The sequence below is a fragment of the Oxalicibacterium sp. genome (genome assembly GCF_057353965.1).
Window position 1 is genome coordinate 712526 of sequence record NZ_JBMQZD010000001.1, and the last position, 16228, is coordinate 728753.

Here is a 16228-nt window from a genome sequence, read left to right on the forward strand (position 1 = left end):
CGACTGCGCCGATGACAATGACGGCGCGTCCGGATCAATCAGATGGAATCGTCGATAAATACCTGCAGCTTCTTCGGACGGACGACCAGCATCTCGTCTTCCTTCAGCTGCAATTGCGTGAAGCGATCGTTCGAGATCACGGCTTCGATCAACCCGCCGTTATCCTCGCGTTCCAGCTCCAGTTGCGCCAGCGGCCCGATCGCGTGGACGCGCAGCAGCTTGACGACAATACCGTCGATGCCGTCGGCATCCTGCGCATAGCGTTCGACTTCCAGATCGTGCGGTCGCACGTAGCCGATACCCTTCGTATCCTGTGTCTGCGCATAATCCGGCGCGGCGAACGACAATCCTTCCGACTGCAGCACGCCCTCATGCACGCGACCGTGGAACAGGTTGACGTTGCCGAGGAAGCCGTAGACGAACGGCGAAGCCGGATTGTTGTAGACGTCGCGCGGTGCGCCGATCTGTTCGACGTTGCCCTTGTTCATCAGCACGATCTGATCGGCTACTTCCAATGCTTCTTCCTGGTCGTGCGTGACGAAGATGCTGGTGACGTGCAGCTCGTCATGCAGGCGGCGCAGCCAGCGGCGCAGTTCCTTGCGCACCTTGGCATCGAGCGCACCGAACGGTTCGTCCAGCAGCAGCACGCGCGGCTCCACTGCGAGCGCACGCGCCAGCGCGATACGCTGACGCTGGCCGCCGGACAGTTGCGGCGGATAACGGTCGGCCAGCCAGTCCAGCTGCACCAGCTCCAGCAGCTTCATGACCTTTTCCTTGATCTGCGCTTCCGACGGACGCGTTGCCGCCGGACGCACGCGCAGGCCGAACGCGATGTTCTCGAACACGCTCATGTGTTTGAACAGCGCATAGTGCTGGAACACGAAACCGACCTGGCGCTCTCGCACGTGGCGCGCCGATGCATCCTGCCCATCCAGCAGTACCTGGCCGTTGTCCGGCTGTTCGAGGCCGGCGATGATACGCAGCAGCGTGGTCTTGCCGCAGCCGGACGGGCCCAGCAATGCTGTCAGTTCGCCAGCCGGAAAGCTCAGCGATACGTCATTCAGCGCGACGAAACTGCCGAACTGCTTGTGGATGTTCTTGACTTCGATACTCATGATCCCTGCTCCTGAAACTGTTCTTCCTGCACGGCGCGCGCATCACGCAAACGCCACTCGATGAATGATTTGAGCGCCAGTGTAACGAGTGCCAGCAGCGCCAGCAACGACGCGACCGCAAAAGCCGCCGAAAACTGGTACTCGTTATACAGAATCTCCACCTGCAGGGGAATCGTGTTGGTCTGGCCGCGGATGTGGCCCGACACCACCGACACCGCGCCGAATTCGCCCATCGCCCGCGCATTGCACAGGATCACGCCGTACAGCAAGCCCCACTTGATGTTCGGCAGCGTCACGTGCCAGAACATGCGCCAGCCCGATGCACCCAGCACCAGCGCGGCCTCTTCCTCTTCGCTGCCCTGCGACTGCATCAACGGGATCAGCTCGCGCGCCACGAATGGAAAGGTCACGAACACCGTCGCCAGCACGATGCCCGGCACCGCGAACAGGATCTTGATGTTGTGATCCAGCAGCCATGCGCCGAACCAGCCCTGCGCGCCGAACAGCAGCACATAGATCAAACCCGAAATCACCGGCGATACCGAGAACGGCAGATCGATCAGCGTCAGCAAGATGCTCTTGCCGCGGAAATCGAACTTGGCGATGCACCACGATGCAGCCACGCCGAACACCAGGTTCAATGGCACCGCGATCGCCGCCGTCAGCAAGGTCAGCTTGATCGCGGCCAGCGCATCCTCTTCGACAATGGCAGCCAGATAGGCATCCCAGCCTTTCTTCAACGCTTCGGCAAATACCGCGACCAGCGGCACGAACAGGAACAGCGTCAAGAATCCCAGCGCAACGCCGATCAGCAAGGCCCGCACCCACCAGGATTCCACTGTCGCGGGCGGTACTATTGCCGCGCGCGGCGCGGCCAATGTCTGCAAGGCAGGAGAAGCAGCAACTGCGGACATGTCAGTTCCTTTCCGCACGGCCGCGTTTGCGTGTCCATGCCTGCAACAGATTGATCGTCAGCAGCATCGCAAACGACACCAGCAGCATCACGACCGCAATCGCCGTCGCGCCCGCATAGTCGTACTGCTCCAGCTTGGTCACGATGAACAGCGGCGTGATTTCCGACACCATCGGCATGTTGCCGGCGATGAAGATGACCGAACCGTATTCGCCGGTCGCCCGCGCAAAGGCCAGCGCAAAACCGGTCAGCAGCGCCGGCAGCACGGTCGGGAAAATCACCCTTGCAAAGGTCTGCCAGTGGCTCGCGCCCAGGCTGACGGCCGCTTCTTCCAGTTCGCGCTCCGCATCTTCCAGCACCGGCTGCACGGTTCGCACGACGAACGGCAGGCCGATGAAAGTCAGCGCGACGATTACGCCCAGCGGCGTGAACGCCACCTTGATGTCGATGGCTTCCAGATATTGTCCGATCCAGCCGTTGGCCGAATACAGCGCCGTCAGCGCAATGCCGGCCACCGCGGTCGGCAAGGCGAACGGCAGATCGACCAGCGCATCCACGATCTTCTTGCCCGGGAATTCGTAGCGCACCAGCACCCAGGCCACGATGCCGCCGAACAGCACGTTCAGCAGTGCACCGATCAGTGCCGCGCCGAACGTCAGGCGGTACGACGCCATCACGCGATCCGAGGTCACCGCCGCAACGAAAGCATCCCAGCTCATCGTGAACGTCTTCAGGAACACGGCCGACAATGGAATCAGCACGATCAGGCTCAGATAGAACAGCGTGAAACCCAGTGACAGATGGAAGCCGGGCAGCACTCTGGTCACTCTCAGTTTCTTTTGTTCAATAGGAAATACGGCGGACATGACGGGCTCTTTATTACAAATCCAGCTAACAGGTCGCCATAATTGCACCCTGTCGTTATAAAGAGAACGAATCTTTTTGCATGTCTTTAGAAGGAAATTGCATAAGTACTTCGTTTCTTCTTATGCAATCGAAATCGGCTTTGATGTTCGGAGCGCAACATCGGGCAATTGCTGCCATCCATTGCCGAATCAAACAAGGGGAACGAGGAAGCTAGCCCGCCCCGTCGTTGTCCTTGTGCCCCATGCCGAGGCCGATTCCCACACCCATGCCGGCACTGGCGCCGCCCATGTTGCCGCCGCGTCCCGCATTCTTGCTGCCTTCCCTGCCGCCGTCATTGCCCTTGCCACGGCTGCCGCCCTGCGTTCGCGTCGGTCCTTGTAACGGTATCTCGACGTCGTCCGGTACCGGGCTCAGATCAAGCGCCGCACGGATGAAGTTGCGCAGCGACATGACCAGTTCGGCTGTATGAATCGGGCGGCCGGCGGCCATGTCGGTTGCGGCCCGGCTCGCCAGACGCACGTGTTCCTCGGTGCCGAGAAGAATGATGTCCGACAACGCCGCTTCCACAGCGTCGCGGATGCGGCGTGCGCGATCGGATCCGGAAAGCTCATCCGGTTCCGCGGCGTCCTCGTTCTCTTCCCGTGCAGTCAGCCGCAAATCGCGCAAATGCGTGGGATCGACCGTCAGTTGCCCGGTAAAGGAACCGCCCAGCGTCTTGTATGCGGCGATCAATGTTCTGAGCCGCTCGTTGATCTGCCGGTTCATCCGTTCGCGGCGTTGCTGGATGGTCTGCATCATCAGCACACGCACACCGACGCCGATCAGCGTGAATACGGCGAGCCCCAGGATCGTCGTCAATACGCCATGCCAGGAATTGAAATCGAAATAGCGCACCATCGCCTCCGCAATCGTTGCAGTAACGGCTAGTGTACTGAGCTTGCGCTTTGCGTGGGGATGGCATCGGATTGTGCCGGCATTGCGTCGTATTGCGCCTGATATTGGGGGCCACCTATTGCATCAGGTATCAGGTATTGCAGCAGATGGCCGGACTTCAGCAGGATGCGCGAAGCGCCGGCTGGCAAACGTCCGCCAGCGCCCGCAACCGTCCCAATTGCTGCAGCCCCTGTTCCCAATCGTCCAATGCCGATTCCGCATTGATATGACCGAGCGCGCCGGCATTGATGAAACCGCAGCCCCAGCAATCGGCCCAGTATGCCGCGCGATGCGCCACCATCCACGGATCGTTTTCGCTGCCCACCATGATCGTCGGGCAGCGCATGCGCGCATCGCGCAACAGATGAGCGACGCCGAATTTTTCCGGATCGGCCGGCGCCACCAACAATGCCGCGACCACATGCGGGAAACGCCGCGACGCATGCACTGAAGCCAGGCAGCCAAAACTGTGCGCGACGAGAATGGCCGGCTGCGTCGACTGCTGCAACCTTTCCGCCAGCCGTTGCGACCAGCGCGCCAGATCGGGGCGATCCCAGTGATCCTGCCGGACGCGTTCGAACGCAGGGTAATGCGCCTGCCAGCGCGTCTGCCAGTGGGCGGGACCACTATCGTTCAGCCCCGGAACGATCAGCACGCGATAGTCGGACAGGTCCGGCAGCGTCATGATGCGATCGCCGCCGACACATCGTCGCGAATGGCGTCAGAGCGGGCCTCCGTAATTCGTGGAACAGCCGTCGGCACATCCCACAGAAAACCCTGCGCAAAGACAGGTCGCTGTATCCGCGCCTGCAACGCATGCAGCTTGTCGCGCACGACGGCCGATTCGACCCGCTTGAAGATGACGCTTGCATTACCGGCCTCCGCTTCTTCCAGCAACTGCAGCACGGCGCCCTCGTCATTCAACTCGCGTGCATCCAGCTTGATGACGTCGGGGCCGACCTGGCGCAATTGCTCCAGCCCCTAGCGCGCATCAGCCACGTTGATTGCGAGACGGAAGCCGTTGCGCCGGTAATTGTCGGCCACGTAATGCGCGATCCACGTTTGATCCTCGCGTATCACCGGCAGTTGCAGCACGACGTTCGTCCACGGCAGGCCGAGCAGGTCCAGCACGCGGCGGAACGACATGCCGTGATTGCTGTCCACCGCAGCCAGCAAGCGCGCGTGGACGCTGAGATAGAGATCGATATCCGCCAACGGCGGCTGCCGGTAGAAATTGACGGTGTGCAGCAATCGGCACAGACGATCCAGTTCGATCGACTGCTCGTCGGTGGCAGTCGTGTCCAGCAGTTTCCAGACGCTCAGGCCATCGTCGCTGTGCGACTGGCTGCGCATGAAGCCTTGCATGCCGGCGACACGCCCCGTGGCGATTTCGCGGATCGGCTGGAACATGCTGGTCAGCGTGGCGTTCAGATAGCGTCCATGCGCCTTCCCCTCCCGGTCCATCCACAGGGACGTATCGACCGGAGCAGTGCGCAGGCGCGCCAGATAATCCTGCAAGTCGGGGAAGCTCATCGTTTTCCTTTCCGCGAACACCGCTGCGCGCGCCGCCATGCAGGCGATGTCGCGCAACAGCATCGCTTACAGCAACTTGGCCAGCGATACTTCGGTCGCCTTCACCAGCGCCACGACTTCGGTGCCGATCTGCAACTCCAGATCCTTGACCGAGCGCGTGGTGATGACCGAAGTGACGGTGCCGCCCGGCGTTTCGACGTCGACTTCCGACAGCACGTCGCCGAGGATGATGTTGCTGATGCGGCCCTTGAACTGGTTGCGGGCGTTGATTTTTTCGATGCTCATGGTTTTCCTTGCAGGTTGAATAAAAAGATAAATGGATCCGTGAAGTTCACACCGCCCATGCAAACTGGCCAACCGCCTTCAGCAGCGATACGTCGCCCAGCTCGGCATCCGGACTGTCTTTCGGCACCGGCTGCTGCAGCACGCGCGCCAGGATGCGTTCTTCAAGCTGCGCAAACGCCGCATTACCGCGCGCACGCGGACGCGCCAATGCGATGTGTTCGTCCAGCGCAAGGCGTCCTTCTTCGATCAGCACGACGCGATCCGCCAGTGCGATCGCTTCCTGCACATCGTGCGTGACCAATAAGGCAGTGAAGCCACGCTGCTGCCACAGCGATTCGATCAGCTGCTGCATCTCGATGCGCGTCAACGCATCGAGCGCCCCCAGCGGTTCGTCCAGCAGCAGCAGTTCGGGGTCATGCACCAGCGCGCGCGCCAGGGCCACGCGCTGACGCTGGCCGCCGGACAATACCGCCGGCCATTCGCCGGCGCGGTCGTTCAGGCCGACCTGCTTGAGCGCATGCAACGCATCCGCCTTGCCGCTGCGTTTCGGCAGGCCGAGGGCAACGTTGTGCAGCACCTTTTTCCACGGCAGCAGGCGGGAATCCTGAAACATGATGCGGGTCTCCGGTTTCTTCTCACCGTCGGCGAACACCAGCGTGCCGCGATCCGCCGTTTCCAGTTCCGCGATCAGGCGCAGCAGCGTGCTCTTGCCGCAGCCGCTGCGGCCGACGACTGCAACGAATTCGCCCGGCTCCAGCGTCAGGTCAACCGACTTCAGCACTTCGCGCCCGCCATAGGATTTGACGAGACTGCCGATGCGCACGCGTACGCCGCGCCGTGCCGCTGCATTCAATGTTTTCTGTTCGATGGCGTTGCCCTGCATGATGCTGCTCCTCTCGCTATCTCAATGTCGGTAACCGGGATGCCAGCGCAGCCAGTAACGCTCCAGCCCGCGCGACACCACGTCGGCCAGCTTGCCCAGCAGCGCGTACAGCAGAATGCCGACCAGCACCACATCGGTCTGCAGGAATTCGCGCGCATTCATCGTCATGTAGCCGATGCCGGATTGCGCGGAAATCGTCTCCGCCACGATCAATATCACCCACACCAGGCCCAGCGAAAAACGCACACCGACCAGGATCGACGGCAGCGCGCCCGGCAGGATCACGTCGCGATACAACGCCCAGCCGGACAGGCCGTAGCTCTTCGCCATTTCGATCAGCCCCTTGTCGACCGAACGGATGCCGTGGAAGGTATTCAGATAGACGGGAAAGAACACGCCGACCGCAACCAGAAAAATCTTCGCCGACTCTTCGATACCGAACCACAGGATCACCAGCGGAATCAGCGCCAGCGAAGGAATGTTGCGCACCATCTGGAAGGTGGTGTCGAACAGCGTCTCCGCCGTCTTGAACGTGCCAGTCAGCAGACCGAACAGCAGGCCGAGGCCGCCGCCGACGCCGAAGCTGATCAGCGCACGCCACAGGCTGACCTTGGCATGCATCCACAATTCGCCGGATTCCGCGAGACTCCATGCCGCTTTCGCCACCGCGAACGGCTCCGGCAATACGCGATTCGACAGCCAACCGAAATGCGAAGCGATCTGCCATGCCGTCAGCAACAGGATCGGCACGATCCACGGCAGCACGCGCTTCCATGCATCGCCAGACGTCACACGCTTCGCCGACGGTTCAGCGGCCGCCGCCGCGGTATCGGATAACACTGCGCTCATTACATTTCCTCAGCTTTGTGACACCTTGGGCAGGATGTCGTTGGAAATCACTTCGCCGAACGGTCCGGTCAGCGCCGGCTCGTCCGCACGATCCTTGCCCTTGTTCAGCAACGGGAACACCAGTTCGGCAAAGCGGTAGGACTCTTCCAGATGCGGATAGCCGGACAGGATGAAGGTCTCGATGCCGAGATCCGCGTATTCGCGCATGCGCGCCGCCACCGTTGTCGGATCGCCGACCAGCGCAGTACCAGCACCGCCGCGCACCAGGCCGACCCCAGCCCACAGATTGGGTGAGACTTCCAGCTTGTCCTTGCGACCGCCGTGCAATGCCGCCATGCGGCGCTGTCCTTCAGAATCCATCTTGTTGAACGACGCCTGCGCGCGTGCGATCAGATCGTCGTCCACGTATTGGATCAGTTCGTCGGCGGCCTTCCATGCTTGCTCGTTCGTCTCGCGCACGATCACGTGCAGGCGGATGCCGAACTTCAGCGTGCGGCCATGTCTTGCGGCACGTTTGCGGATGTCCGCAATTTTCTCTGCCACCGCCGCCGGCGGTTCGCCCCAGGTCAGATAGACGTCGACCTGCTCGGCCGCCAGCTCATGCGCCGCTTCCGACGAGCCGCCGAAGTACAGCGGCGGATACGGTTTCTGCAACGGCGGATACAGCGTCTTGCCGCCCTTCACCTGCAGATGCTTGCCGTCGAAATCGAAACCGGCCTCGCCGCCTTCGCCGGAAATCGAACCGCGCCAGATCTTCAGGAATTCGGACGAGATTTCGTAACGTTCCGCGTGATCGGCCCACAGACCGTCCGCTTCCAGTTCCGCCTGATCGCCGCCGGTGACGACGTTGATCAGCAAACGCCCTTTCGACAGGCGATCGAAGGTCGATGCCATGCGCACCGACAAACCCGGCGTGCTGAGCCCCGGACGGATCGCCACCAGAAATTTCAATTTTTGCGTCACGCCGATCAGGCTGGACGCGGCAACCCACGGGTCTTCGCAGGAGCGGCCAGTCGGTAGCAGCACGCCGTCGTAACCCAGCGTATCGGCAGCGACCGCCACCTGCTTCATGTAATCGAAATCCACCTGGCGCGCGCCTTTCGACGTGCCAAGGTAGCGGCTGTCGCCGTGCGTGGGAATAAACCAGAAAACATTCAAACTCATCATCAATCCTTGAAGGCAATACGATGTTCCGACGCACCTATAGTGCGTATCTGCATCAGGAACGGGTAACGATCACGGCATCCCTGACATGGATTTTTTTCGGGATCAGCTTCAGCTCGGCAAACACGTCGGCAATCTTCTGCTGATCGGCGATCACCGACGGCGTCACCGGACGCACGCCGTACGCCAGGCGCTTCGCCGCCAGTTCGACGACGCCGCTATCCAGCCCAGTCTGCTTCGTCAGAATCGTCGTGACCTCCGACAGGTTGCGGCTGCTCCATTGATCGATCTTGTCGATCTCGTCGAGCACGATCGATACGATGCGGGCGTTCTTTTCGGCATAGGAGCGCGAAGCAAGGAAGAACTGATGGTTGGCAACCAGCCCCGTGCCGTCGGCCAATACGCGTGCACCCAGCTGTTTTTCTGCAGCGGCAAGAAACGGGTCCCAGATCACCCATGCATCGAGACTGCCGCGCTCGAAGGCGGCGCGCGCATCGGCCGGCGCGAGATAGGAAACGTTGACGTCACGGTAATTGATGCCGGCCTTCTCCAGTGCCTTCACCAGCAGGTAATGCACGTTGGAGCCGCGATTCAGCGCGACCTTTTTTCCCTTCAGATCGGCCACGCTTTTCAGCGGCGAATCCTTCGGCACGATGATCGCCTCGCCCGTCGGCGACGGCGGTTCGTTGCCGACATAGACCAGATCGGCGCCGGCCGCCTGCGCAAAGATCGGCGGCGCTTCGCCGGCCGTGCCGAAATCGATGCTGCCGACATTCAATCCTTCCAGCAGTGTGGGGCCGGCCGGGAATTCGCTCCACTTCACATCCACACCTTCGGTTGCCAGACGTTTCTCCAGTGCGCCGCTGCCTTTCAGAATGACCAGCGTGCCGTATTTCTGATAACCGATACGCACGACTTTTTTCTCCTGCGCCACAGCCAGCTTCGGCAAGCCTGCACTCAGGGCACCGAGTGCCGCGGCAGACAGGTAACCCAGCGTGCGCCTTCTGGCGGCATGTTTCTGCTTCGGATCGCTCATCGACGTTTCTCCATTCTTCAAGACTTCTTCAAGATTTTCGGCAACAGGAATCCAGCCGGCATCGCATGCCGTTTCAAAAATCGACGGGATGATTTCTTAAGCGCGGCACATGCAACGCATGCCGCGCAAACAGCGCTAGACGCTACAACGCACGCTGGAAAACGGAATCGGTTCGAAGCCGGCCGCTGCCGCTTCCTGCAGCGCAATCAGGCTGGCGGACAGGTTTTCCACGCCGTCGGTCACGCGTTTGGCGATTGCCGGATCAAGCGCCAGGCCCGCTTCTTCCGACCATACGATCTGCTGTTCGGTCGCATAGATGCTGGGTAGCACGTGCCGCGCATCCAGCGCCGACAGCACCGGGCGCAGACCATAGTCGAGCGCCAGCATGTGAGACTGGCTGCCGCCGGTGGCCAACGGCAGCACCAACTTACCCTTCAATCCATCCTGCGGCAGCAAATCGAGAAAGGCTTTCAGGATGCCGCTGTATGCCGCCTTGTAGACCGGCGTGCCGATCACGACGGCATCCGCATCGGCCACTTGTTCACGTGCCGCCTTCAGCGTTTCGTCGCCGAAATCGGCTTGCAGCAGCGCCAGCGCCGGCAGATCGCGCACGTTCAGCTTTGCGTAGCGGTGGCCGAGCAGCGCCAGCTTTTCGCCAACGTGATGCAGCAGCCGCGTGGAACGCGAAGACAAGGAGGGACTGCCGGCGAGCAACAGGATATTCATGCGGGTGTCCATACGGTTTCCTGAATCTTTCGATGACGGACGATCATCCGTCCGAATTATTTGACCGATTTATTTGACCGATTTATTTGCCCGAATTACTTACCGGGTTGATAGATTCGATCGAAGACACCGCCATCCGCGAAATGATCCTTCTGCGCCTTGGTCCAGCCGCCCGCGACTTCATCGATCGTGAACAGCTTCACCTTCGGGAACTGGCTGGCATACTTCTTCGCCACCTTTTCGTCGATCGGACGGTAGTAGTTCTGTGCGGCGATTTCCTGGCCTTCCTGTGAATACAGGTATTGCAGATACGCTTCGGCCACCTTGCGCGTACCGCGGCGATCAACCACCTTGTCGACGACGGCAACCGGCGGTTCGGCCAGGATGCTGACGGACGGCGCGACGATTTCAAACTTGTCCGGACCGAGTTCCTTCAATGCCAGAATTGCTTCGTTCTCCCAGGCCAGCAGCACGTCGCCGATACCGCGCTCGACGAAGGTCGTCGTCGCACCGCGCGCACCGGAATCCAGCACAGGCACGTTCTTGTAGAGCTTCGACAGGAATTCGGTCGCCGTCTTCTCATTGCCGCCCGGCTGCTTCAATGCATAACCCCATGCGGCGAGGTGATTCCAGCGCGCGCCGCCCGAGGTTTTCGGATTCGGCGTGATGACGGAAACGCCCGGTTTGATCAGGTCGTTCCAATCCTTGATGTGTTTCGGATTGCCTTTGCGCACGAGGAACACGATGGTGGACGTATACGGTGCGCTGTTGTGCGGCAGGCGCTTCTGCCAATCCTTCGCGATCAGGCCGCGATCGGCAATCGCATCGATGTCGTAGGCAAGTGCCAGCGTGACGACGTCCGCTTCCAGACCGTCGATCACCGAACGGCCCTGCTTGCCGGAGCCGCCATGCGATGCCTTGATCTTCAGATCGTCACCGGTCTTGGCTTTCCACTCCTTGGCGAAAGCCTTGTTATATTCCTGATACAGTTCGCGCGTCGGATCGTAGGAGACATTCAGCAGCGAGATTTCCGCTGCGTGCAGACTCGGTGCAATCACTGTCAATGCAAATGCGACGGCCGTAAGTTTCTTGATCAGCATGTTTCATTCCCCTGAGTGTTTCGTTTTCGAGAAATGCAGATTAAGGGGCGGTCAAAAAAAACAGAACGAATTGTTTCGCCGTTGCATATGCGGTTTACGCATAACATCGTCGTCATGCGGCCTGTCGCAATGTTTTTGCTTTTATTGCTAGACTGGCTCTGCTGAAAAATTGCGCCGAACATCGCACTGAAATATCGACGCCTCGCCAATTGTTTTTCCATCCACTGAAAGGACATTCATGAGCACCACGCATACCGTCGCCATCGTCGTCGGCAGCCTCCGCAAGGATTCGCTGAACCGCAAGCTGGCCAACGCGCTGATCAAGATCGCCCCGCCGTCGCTGTCGATGTCCATCGTCGAGATCGCCGACTTGCCGCATTTCAATCAGGACTGGGAAGAAAATCCGCCGCAGAACGTGCTGGCTTTCCGCGAAAAGATCAAGGCGGCCGACGCCGTGCTGCTGCTGACGCCGGAATACAACCGTTCGGTGCCGGGCGTATTGAAGAACGCGGTCGACATTGCGTCGCGTCCATACGGACAAGGCGTATGGATAGGCAAGCCGGGCGCCGTCGTCAGCGTTTCGCCAGGCCCGCTGGCCGGCTTCGGCGCCAACCATCATCTGCGTCAGGTGATGACGGCGGTCGGCATCAAGACGATGGCGCAGCCGGAAGCCTACATCGGCAATGCCGGCGACCAATTCGACGACAAGGGCGAGCTGACCAATGCTTCCACGATCCAGTTCATGGGCAAGTTCCTCAATGCATTCGTGCAATGGATCGAACGGAACAAGTAAGAGAGAAACCCTGGATGGACATGAAAAAAGCCGGTGAATACATCACCGGCTTTTTGTTTTTCGCTACAGCAATTCGTGATCTGCATCATGGCCCGAAAAAATGCGGCCACAGGATCACCAGCCACGTTGCGGCCGCCAGCAACAAGGTCAGCAGCACGGCCGCGCTGCCGAAGTCCTTTGCATTCTTCGACAAGGCATTGCGTTCCAGCGACACGCGATCGACGACGGCCTCGATCGCCGAATTGATCAGTTCGACGATCAGCACCAGCACGAAGACGCCGATCATCAGCAGCCGCTCCCACGGCGTGACCGGCAGCATGAAGACAATCAGCGCCGCGACGACGAATACGCACACTTCCTGACGGAACGCATGCTCGCCCTGCCATGCGGCACAGAGCCCCGCCATCGAATAGCGCAGCGCAGGAAACAGACGCCCGAGTCCGCTTTTGCTCTTGAACTCGCTGATCGGCTGTACGCCGACGGGCTGGTCGACCGGACGGTCGGCGGAATGATCGATATTCATCTTTATTACGTACCCAAAAGGATTTCGCCGCGCGGCTGACATACCGCGTCAAAACGAATGACGGTGGACGGATGAGGCAATTATCAAGGTTTCGCGTGAACGCCGCGTTAAAAACGCACGTCCTGCCGACGCCGATTTCCGCTACCGATTCGGGATTGAACGGGATTGAATCGCCATCATCAGCAATTGCCAAAGTATTACGGCCTTTTTCGATCTTTCACAATGTGATATAACGTGGCGACGGCCTTGCAACAAACGAAACATGAAAACCACTGACGACAAAACCTCCATTCAGGTCATCGAGCGCATGGTCTCGCTGCTGGATGCCCTGGCCGCCTGCCCCGATCCCGTCAGCCTGAAGGAACTTGCCGGCACCACCGGCCTGCATCCGTCGACTGCCCACCGCATCCTGAACGATCTCGTCCTCAAGCGCTTCGTGGACCGCTCCGAACCTGGCGCCTACCGGCTCGGCATGCGCCTGCTGGAACTGGGCAACATCGTCAAGAGCCGGCTCAACGTGCGCGATGCCGCAATGGACCTGATGCGCGCACTGCACCGCAAGACCGACCAAACCGTCAACCTGTCGGTACGGCAGAACGACGAGATCATCTACATCGACCGCGCGTTTTCCGAACGCTCCGGCATGCAGGTGGTGCGCGCCGTCGGCGGCCGTGCGCCGCTGCATCTGACCTCGACCGGCAAACTGTTCCTGTCGATCGACGAACCGAAGATGGTTGCCGAGTACGCGCGCCGCACCGGCCTGGCCGGCCACAACAGAAATTCGATCACCGATCTGACCCAGCTGGAAAACGAACTCGGCGCGGTGCGCAAGCACGGCTATGCGCGCGACAACGAGGAACTGGAACTGGGTGTGCGCTGCATGGCGGCGGGCATCTACGACGACAGCGGCAAGCTGATCGCGGGACTGTCGATTTCCGCGCCGGCCGATCGCTTGCAGGATGCCTGGCTGCAGGATCTGATGACGACAGCCAAGGAGATTTCATCGGCGCTCGGCTACAAGGAAAGCGGCGGCACGGGGCGCGACTGAAAAGCGGATTTGCGACATATCTGCAGACGGGTTGCAATGCACCGCACAATGCAATCATTCAATGCAATGTCGCATATTGTGACACGCCATGAAAAAAGGCGAACCGCGGTTCGCCTTTTTTGTTGTCGCCTGCTTTCGCTTCTGTCGCAGCAATCAGCTTTCGACCGTATGCGATGCGTGCGCGATAACCGCGTTCTTCGGCTCCTGCTCCAGCCACTTGCGGATACGCCGCGCATCGCCGAGACGGGAATATTTTCCCTTTGAATCCAGGAAGATCATCACGATCGGACGTTCGTTGATATTCGCCTGCATGACGAGGCAATGTCCCGCTTCGGTGATGTAGCCGGTCTTCTGGATGCCGATGTCCCAGTCCGCATTGGCAACCAGACGATTCGAATTCGCATAGTGCAGCGAGCGGCCGCTGGGTTCGACGACATATTGCGTATCGGTCGAATACTGACGCAGCACCGGATAATGCAGCGCCGCCATCACCAGCTTGGCCAGATCGCGTGCTGTCGCCACGTTGTCGCTCGACAGGCCGGTCGGATCGACGTAATGCGTGCCAGTCATGCCGAGCTCGCGTGCCTTGGCGTTCATCGCCGCGACAAAGGCACGCACGCCGCCCGGATAGTTGCGGCCCAGCGCCGAAGCAGCACGGTTTTCCGAACTCATCAGCGCGATATGCAGCATGTTGGCGCGCGACAGGCGCGAGCCGACGCGCAGACGCGACGAGCTGTGCTTGATGCGATCGACGTCGTCGTCGGTTACCTGCAGGATCTCGTCCATGTCCTGATTCGATTCGACGACCACCATCGCCGTCATCAGCTTGGTGATCGACGCGATCGGCAGCGTCACGTTCGCGTTCTTTTCGAGCAGCACTTCGGAAGTCGACTGGTCCAGCACCAGCGCCACGTTCGACGCCAGGTCCAGCGGATCGCGCGTCAGGTTCAGGCCGGCCAGATCGCCGGCCGACATCACCGGCGGCACCACCGCTACCGCCGGCTTGGCGACGCGCTCATAGATCACCTTGCGCTTGCCGCGCACCATGACCACTTTCTTGACGAGTTTTTCCTTGGAATTGAGCGAAACGGTTCGACGACCGTTGCTGCGCGAAGACTTCTTCGCGGTGACTTTTTTCTTGCTGCTGCTTTTGGTTGCCGCTGTTTTCTTGACCGCCGCCTTTTTGGCTGTCGCTTTCTTGGCGGTCGTTTTTTTTACGGTCGCTTTTTTGACGGAAGTGGTCGGCTCCTTGGCTTGCACCACAGAAACATTGCACATGACCAACAAGGATAAGCATATCCCCAGCGCGGATTTAATCATCTGCGACTCCCGATTCGGACCAACAAAATTGCTTGCAGTGTAGCAAATCACCGAAAATGTGCAAGATAATTAGGTAGTTAGCGTTATTCATTAATCCTTTTTCTTCACTAGCTGTCATCATTTTGTCAGTTTTCAGCCACGCCGGGCTCCGAACCTGACATCGACGTCATTTCCGCACGACGAACGCCACCCCGACCACGGCCAGCACCATGCCGGCCATGCCGATCAGGCTGAACGCCTCGCCGAATGCCGCCCAGGCCATCAGTGCCGTGGTCGGCGGCGTCAGGTACAGCAGGCTGGTCACCTGCGTCGCCGCGCTTTTGCGGATCAGTGCAAACAACAGGAAGATCGCGCCGATCGACAAGGCAAGCACTGACCATGCCCACGCGCCGATAAACGCCCATGTCCACTGTACGGTGGACAACGACGGCGACATATCTTCGAAGAACACGGCAAATGGCAGTACCACGACCAGCGAAGCCGCAAACTGGATGGTGGTGCCGGTGCGCAGATCGAAATGCGGGCAATGACGTTTCTGATAGAGCGTGCCGATCGTGATCGACAGCAGCGCCATCACGCACAGCGCGATGCTTTCCCACGTCAGGCCGATCAGCGAAATCTTGTTCGCCACCACCAGCGCGACACCGCACAAACCGAATATCAGTCCTATCCATTGCCTGCCGCGCACACGTTCACCGACCAGCGGCGCGGCAAACGCCGTCAGTACCGGCTGCATGCCCACGATCAGCGCCGACAGCCCGGCCGGCATGCCGAGCTTGATCGCGCACCAGACTCCGGCCAAGTAACCCGCCTGCAGCAAGATGCCGGCAACAGCGATATGGCGCATCGTTCCTACCGGCCACGGCGCCCGCATAATCAACACCATCGGCAACAGCAAAAGCAGCACACCGAGAAAACGCAGCGACAGGAAAGTCAGCGGCGGCGCATACGGCAGGCCGTACTTAGCTGCGATGAAGCCTGTGCTCCAGAGCACGACGAACAGCCAGGGAACGGAAGCCAGCCATGGATTGCCGCTGGAGGAAACGGCGGTGGAAGAAAAGGTATTGCAGGTAGCGCGCATGATGTTCCGATGAGAAGCACCGCATCGGAAGGTCGTGCAGTGGCGCTGCTAGAGACATC

The 16228-nt window shown here is 60.2% G+C and carries 19 protein-coding genes; 2 read left to right on the plus strand and 17 right to left on the minus strand.

All coding sequences use genetic code 11. The features are described from left to right. Window positions 1-38: 38 nt before the first annotated feature. From ACO1VH_RS03475 to ACO1VH_RS03540, 14 genes are all read right to left on the minus strand, one after another. Window positions 39-1115, minus strand: coding sequence for a sulfate/molybdate ABC transporter ATP-binding protein (locus ACO1VH_RS03475; RefSeq protein WP_486242465.1), 1077 nt, complete (start codon window positions 1113-1115; stop codon window positions 39-41). Beyond that, the gene (gene cysW, locus ACO1VH_RS03480; RefSeq protein WP_486242467.1) at window positions 1112-2029 is read right to left on the minus strand and encodes a sulfate ABC transporter permease subunit CysW; all 918 of its coding nucleotides are present in this window, start codon (window positions 2027-2029) and stop codon (window positions 1112-1114) included. The genes ACO1VH_RS03475 and cysW overlap by 4 nt, the downstream gene beginning before the upstream one ends. Before the next feature lies 1 nt (window position 2030). Continuing rightward, window positions 2031-2894: a sulfate ABC transporter permease subunit CysT gene (cysT, locus tag ACO1VH_RS03485; protein WP_486242469.1), complete on the minus strand. Its 864-nt coding sequence runs from the start codon at window positions 2892-2894 to the stop codon at window positions 2031-2033. 211 nt (window positions 2895-3105) lie between these two features. Beyond that, window positions 3106-3792 (minus strand): hypothetical protein, encoded by a 687-nt coding sequence (locus ACO1VH_RS03490; RefSeq protein WP_486242470.1) that lies wholly within the window; start codon window positions 3790-3792, stop codon window positions 3106-3108. A gap of 154 nt (window positions 3793-3946) precedes the next feature. Then, window positions 3947-4513 carry an RBBP9/YdeN family alpha/beta hydrolase gene (locus ACO1VH_RS03495; protein WP_486242472.1) on the minus strand — a complete coding sequence of 189 codons (567 nt, stop codon included), beginning with the start codon at window positions 4511-4513 and terminating at the stop codon, window positions 3947-3949. Further along, a complete protein-coding gene (locus tag ACO1VH_RS03500) occupies window positions 4510-4797 on the minus strand; it encodes a hypothetical protein (RefSeq protein ID WP_486242474.1) in 288 nt (95 codons plus the stop codon). Before ACO1VH_RS03500 ends, ACO1VH_RS03495 begins: the two co-directional genes overlap by 4 nt. A 12-nt stretch (window positions 4798-4809) precedes the next feature. Next, window positions 4810-5361, minus strand: a complete 552-nt coding sequence (locus tag ACO1VH_RS03505) for an EAL domain-containing protein (RefSeq protein ID WP_486242475.1) — start codon at window positions 5359-5361, stop codon at window positions 4810-4812. Window positions 5362-5427: 66 nt separating this feature from the next. Beyond that, a complete protein-coding gene (locus ACO1VH_RS03510; RefSeq protein WP_486242477.1) occupies window positions 5428-5646 on the minus strand; it encodes a TOBE domain-containing protein in 219 nt (72 codons plus the stop codon). 46 nt (window positions 5647-5692) lie between these two features. After that, window positions 5693-6529 (minus strand): ATP-binding cassette domain-containing protein, encoded by an 837-nt coding sequence (locus ACO1VH_RS03515; RefSeq protein WP_486242479.1) that lies wholly within the window; start codon window positions 6527-6529, stop codon window positions 5693-5695. Window positions 6530-6550: 21 nt separating this feature from the next. Next, window positions 6551-7378: an aliphatic sulfonate ABC transporter permease SsuC gene (gene ssuC / locus ACO1VH_RS03520; RefSeq protein ID WP_486242481.1), complete on the minus strand. Its 828-nt coding sequence runs from the start codon at window positions 7376-7378 to the stop codon at window positions 6551-6553. A 9-nt stretch (window positions 7379-7387) separates the two neighbouring features. After that, a complete protein-coding gene (gene ssuD, locus ACO1VH_RS03525; protein ID WP_486242846.1) occupies window positions 7388-8536 on the minus strand; it encodes an FMNH2-dependent alkanesulfonate monooxygenase in 1149 nt (382 codons plus the stop codon). Between the two features lie 61 nt (window positions 8537-8597). Next, window positions 8598-9578, minus strand: coding sequence for a sulfonate ABC transporter substrate-binding protein (locus tag ACO1VH_RS03530; protein ID WP_486242482.1), 981 nt, complete (start codon window positions 9576-9578; stop codon window positions 8598-8600). 135 nt (window positions 9579-9713) lie between these two features. Continuing rightward, window positions 9714-10304 carry an NADPH-dependent FMN reductase gene (gene ssuE / locus ACO1VH_RS03535; protein ID WP_486242484.1) on the minus strand — a complete coding sequence of 197 codons (591 nt, stop codon included), beginning with the start codon at window positions 10302-10304 and terminating at the stop codon, window positions 9714-9716. Between the two features lie 95 nt (window positions 10305-10399). After that, complete coding sequence (locus ACO1VH_RS03540; RefSeq protein ID WP_486242486.1) at window positions 10400-11404, minus strand: sulfate ABC transporter substrate-binding protein; 1005 nt, start codon at window positions 11402-11404, stop codon at window positions 10400-10402. A 238-nt stretch (window positions 11405-11642) separates the two neighbouring features. Here ACO1VH_RS03540 and ACO1VH_RS03545 point away from each other — a divergent pair, with 238 nt between their 5' ends. Further along, window positions 11643-12197 (plus strand): NADPH-dependent FMN reductase, encoded by a 555-nt coding sequence (locus ACO1VH_RS03545; protein ID WP_486242487.1) that lies wholly within the window; start codon window positions 11643-11645, stop codon window positions 12195-12197. An 85-nt stretch (window positions 12198-12282) separates the two neighbouring features. On the opposite strand, the gene ACO1VH_RS03550 is transcribed toward ACO1VH_RS03545, so the two are convergent. Further along, on the minus strand, window positions 12283-12720 hold the full coding sequence (locus ACO1VH_RS03550) for a diacylglycerol kinase (protein WP_486242489.1): 438 nt from the start codon (window positions 12718-12720) through the stop codon (window positions 12283-12285). 262 nt (window positions 12721-12982) lie between these two features. On the opposite strand from ACO1VH_RS03550, the gene ACO1VH_RS03555 reads away from it, so the two are divergent. Beyond that, a complete protein-coding gene (locus ACO1VH_RS03555) occupies window positions 12983-13768 on the plus strand; it encodes an IclR family transcriptional regulator (protein ID WP_486242490.1) in 786 nt (261 codons plus the stop codon). Window positions 13769-13921: 153 nt separating this feature from the next. On the opposite strand, the gene pbpG is transcribed toward ACO1VH_RS03555, so the two are convergent. Then, window positions 13922-15088 carry a D-alanyl-D-alanine endopeptidase gene (pbpG, locus tag ACO1VH_RS03560; RefSeq protein ID WP_486242493.1) on the minus strand — a complete coding sequence of 389 codons (1167 nt, stop codon included), beginning with the start codon at window positions 15086-15088 and terminating at the stop codon, window positions 13922-13924. A gap of 166 nt (window positions 15089-15254) precedes the next feature. Beyond that, window positions 15255-16169, minus strand: a complete 915-nt coding sequence (locus ACO1VH_RS03565; protein ID WP_486242494.1) for a DMT family transporter — start codon at window positions 16167-16169, stop codon at window positions 15255-15257. Between the last annotated feature and the right edge of the window lie 59 nt (window positions 16170-16228).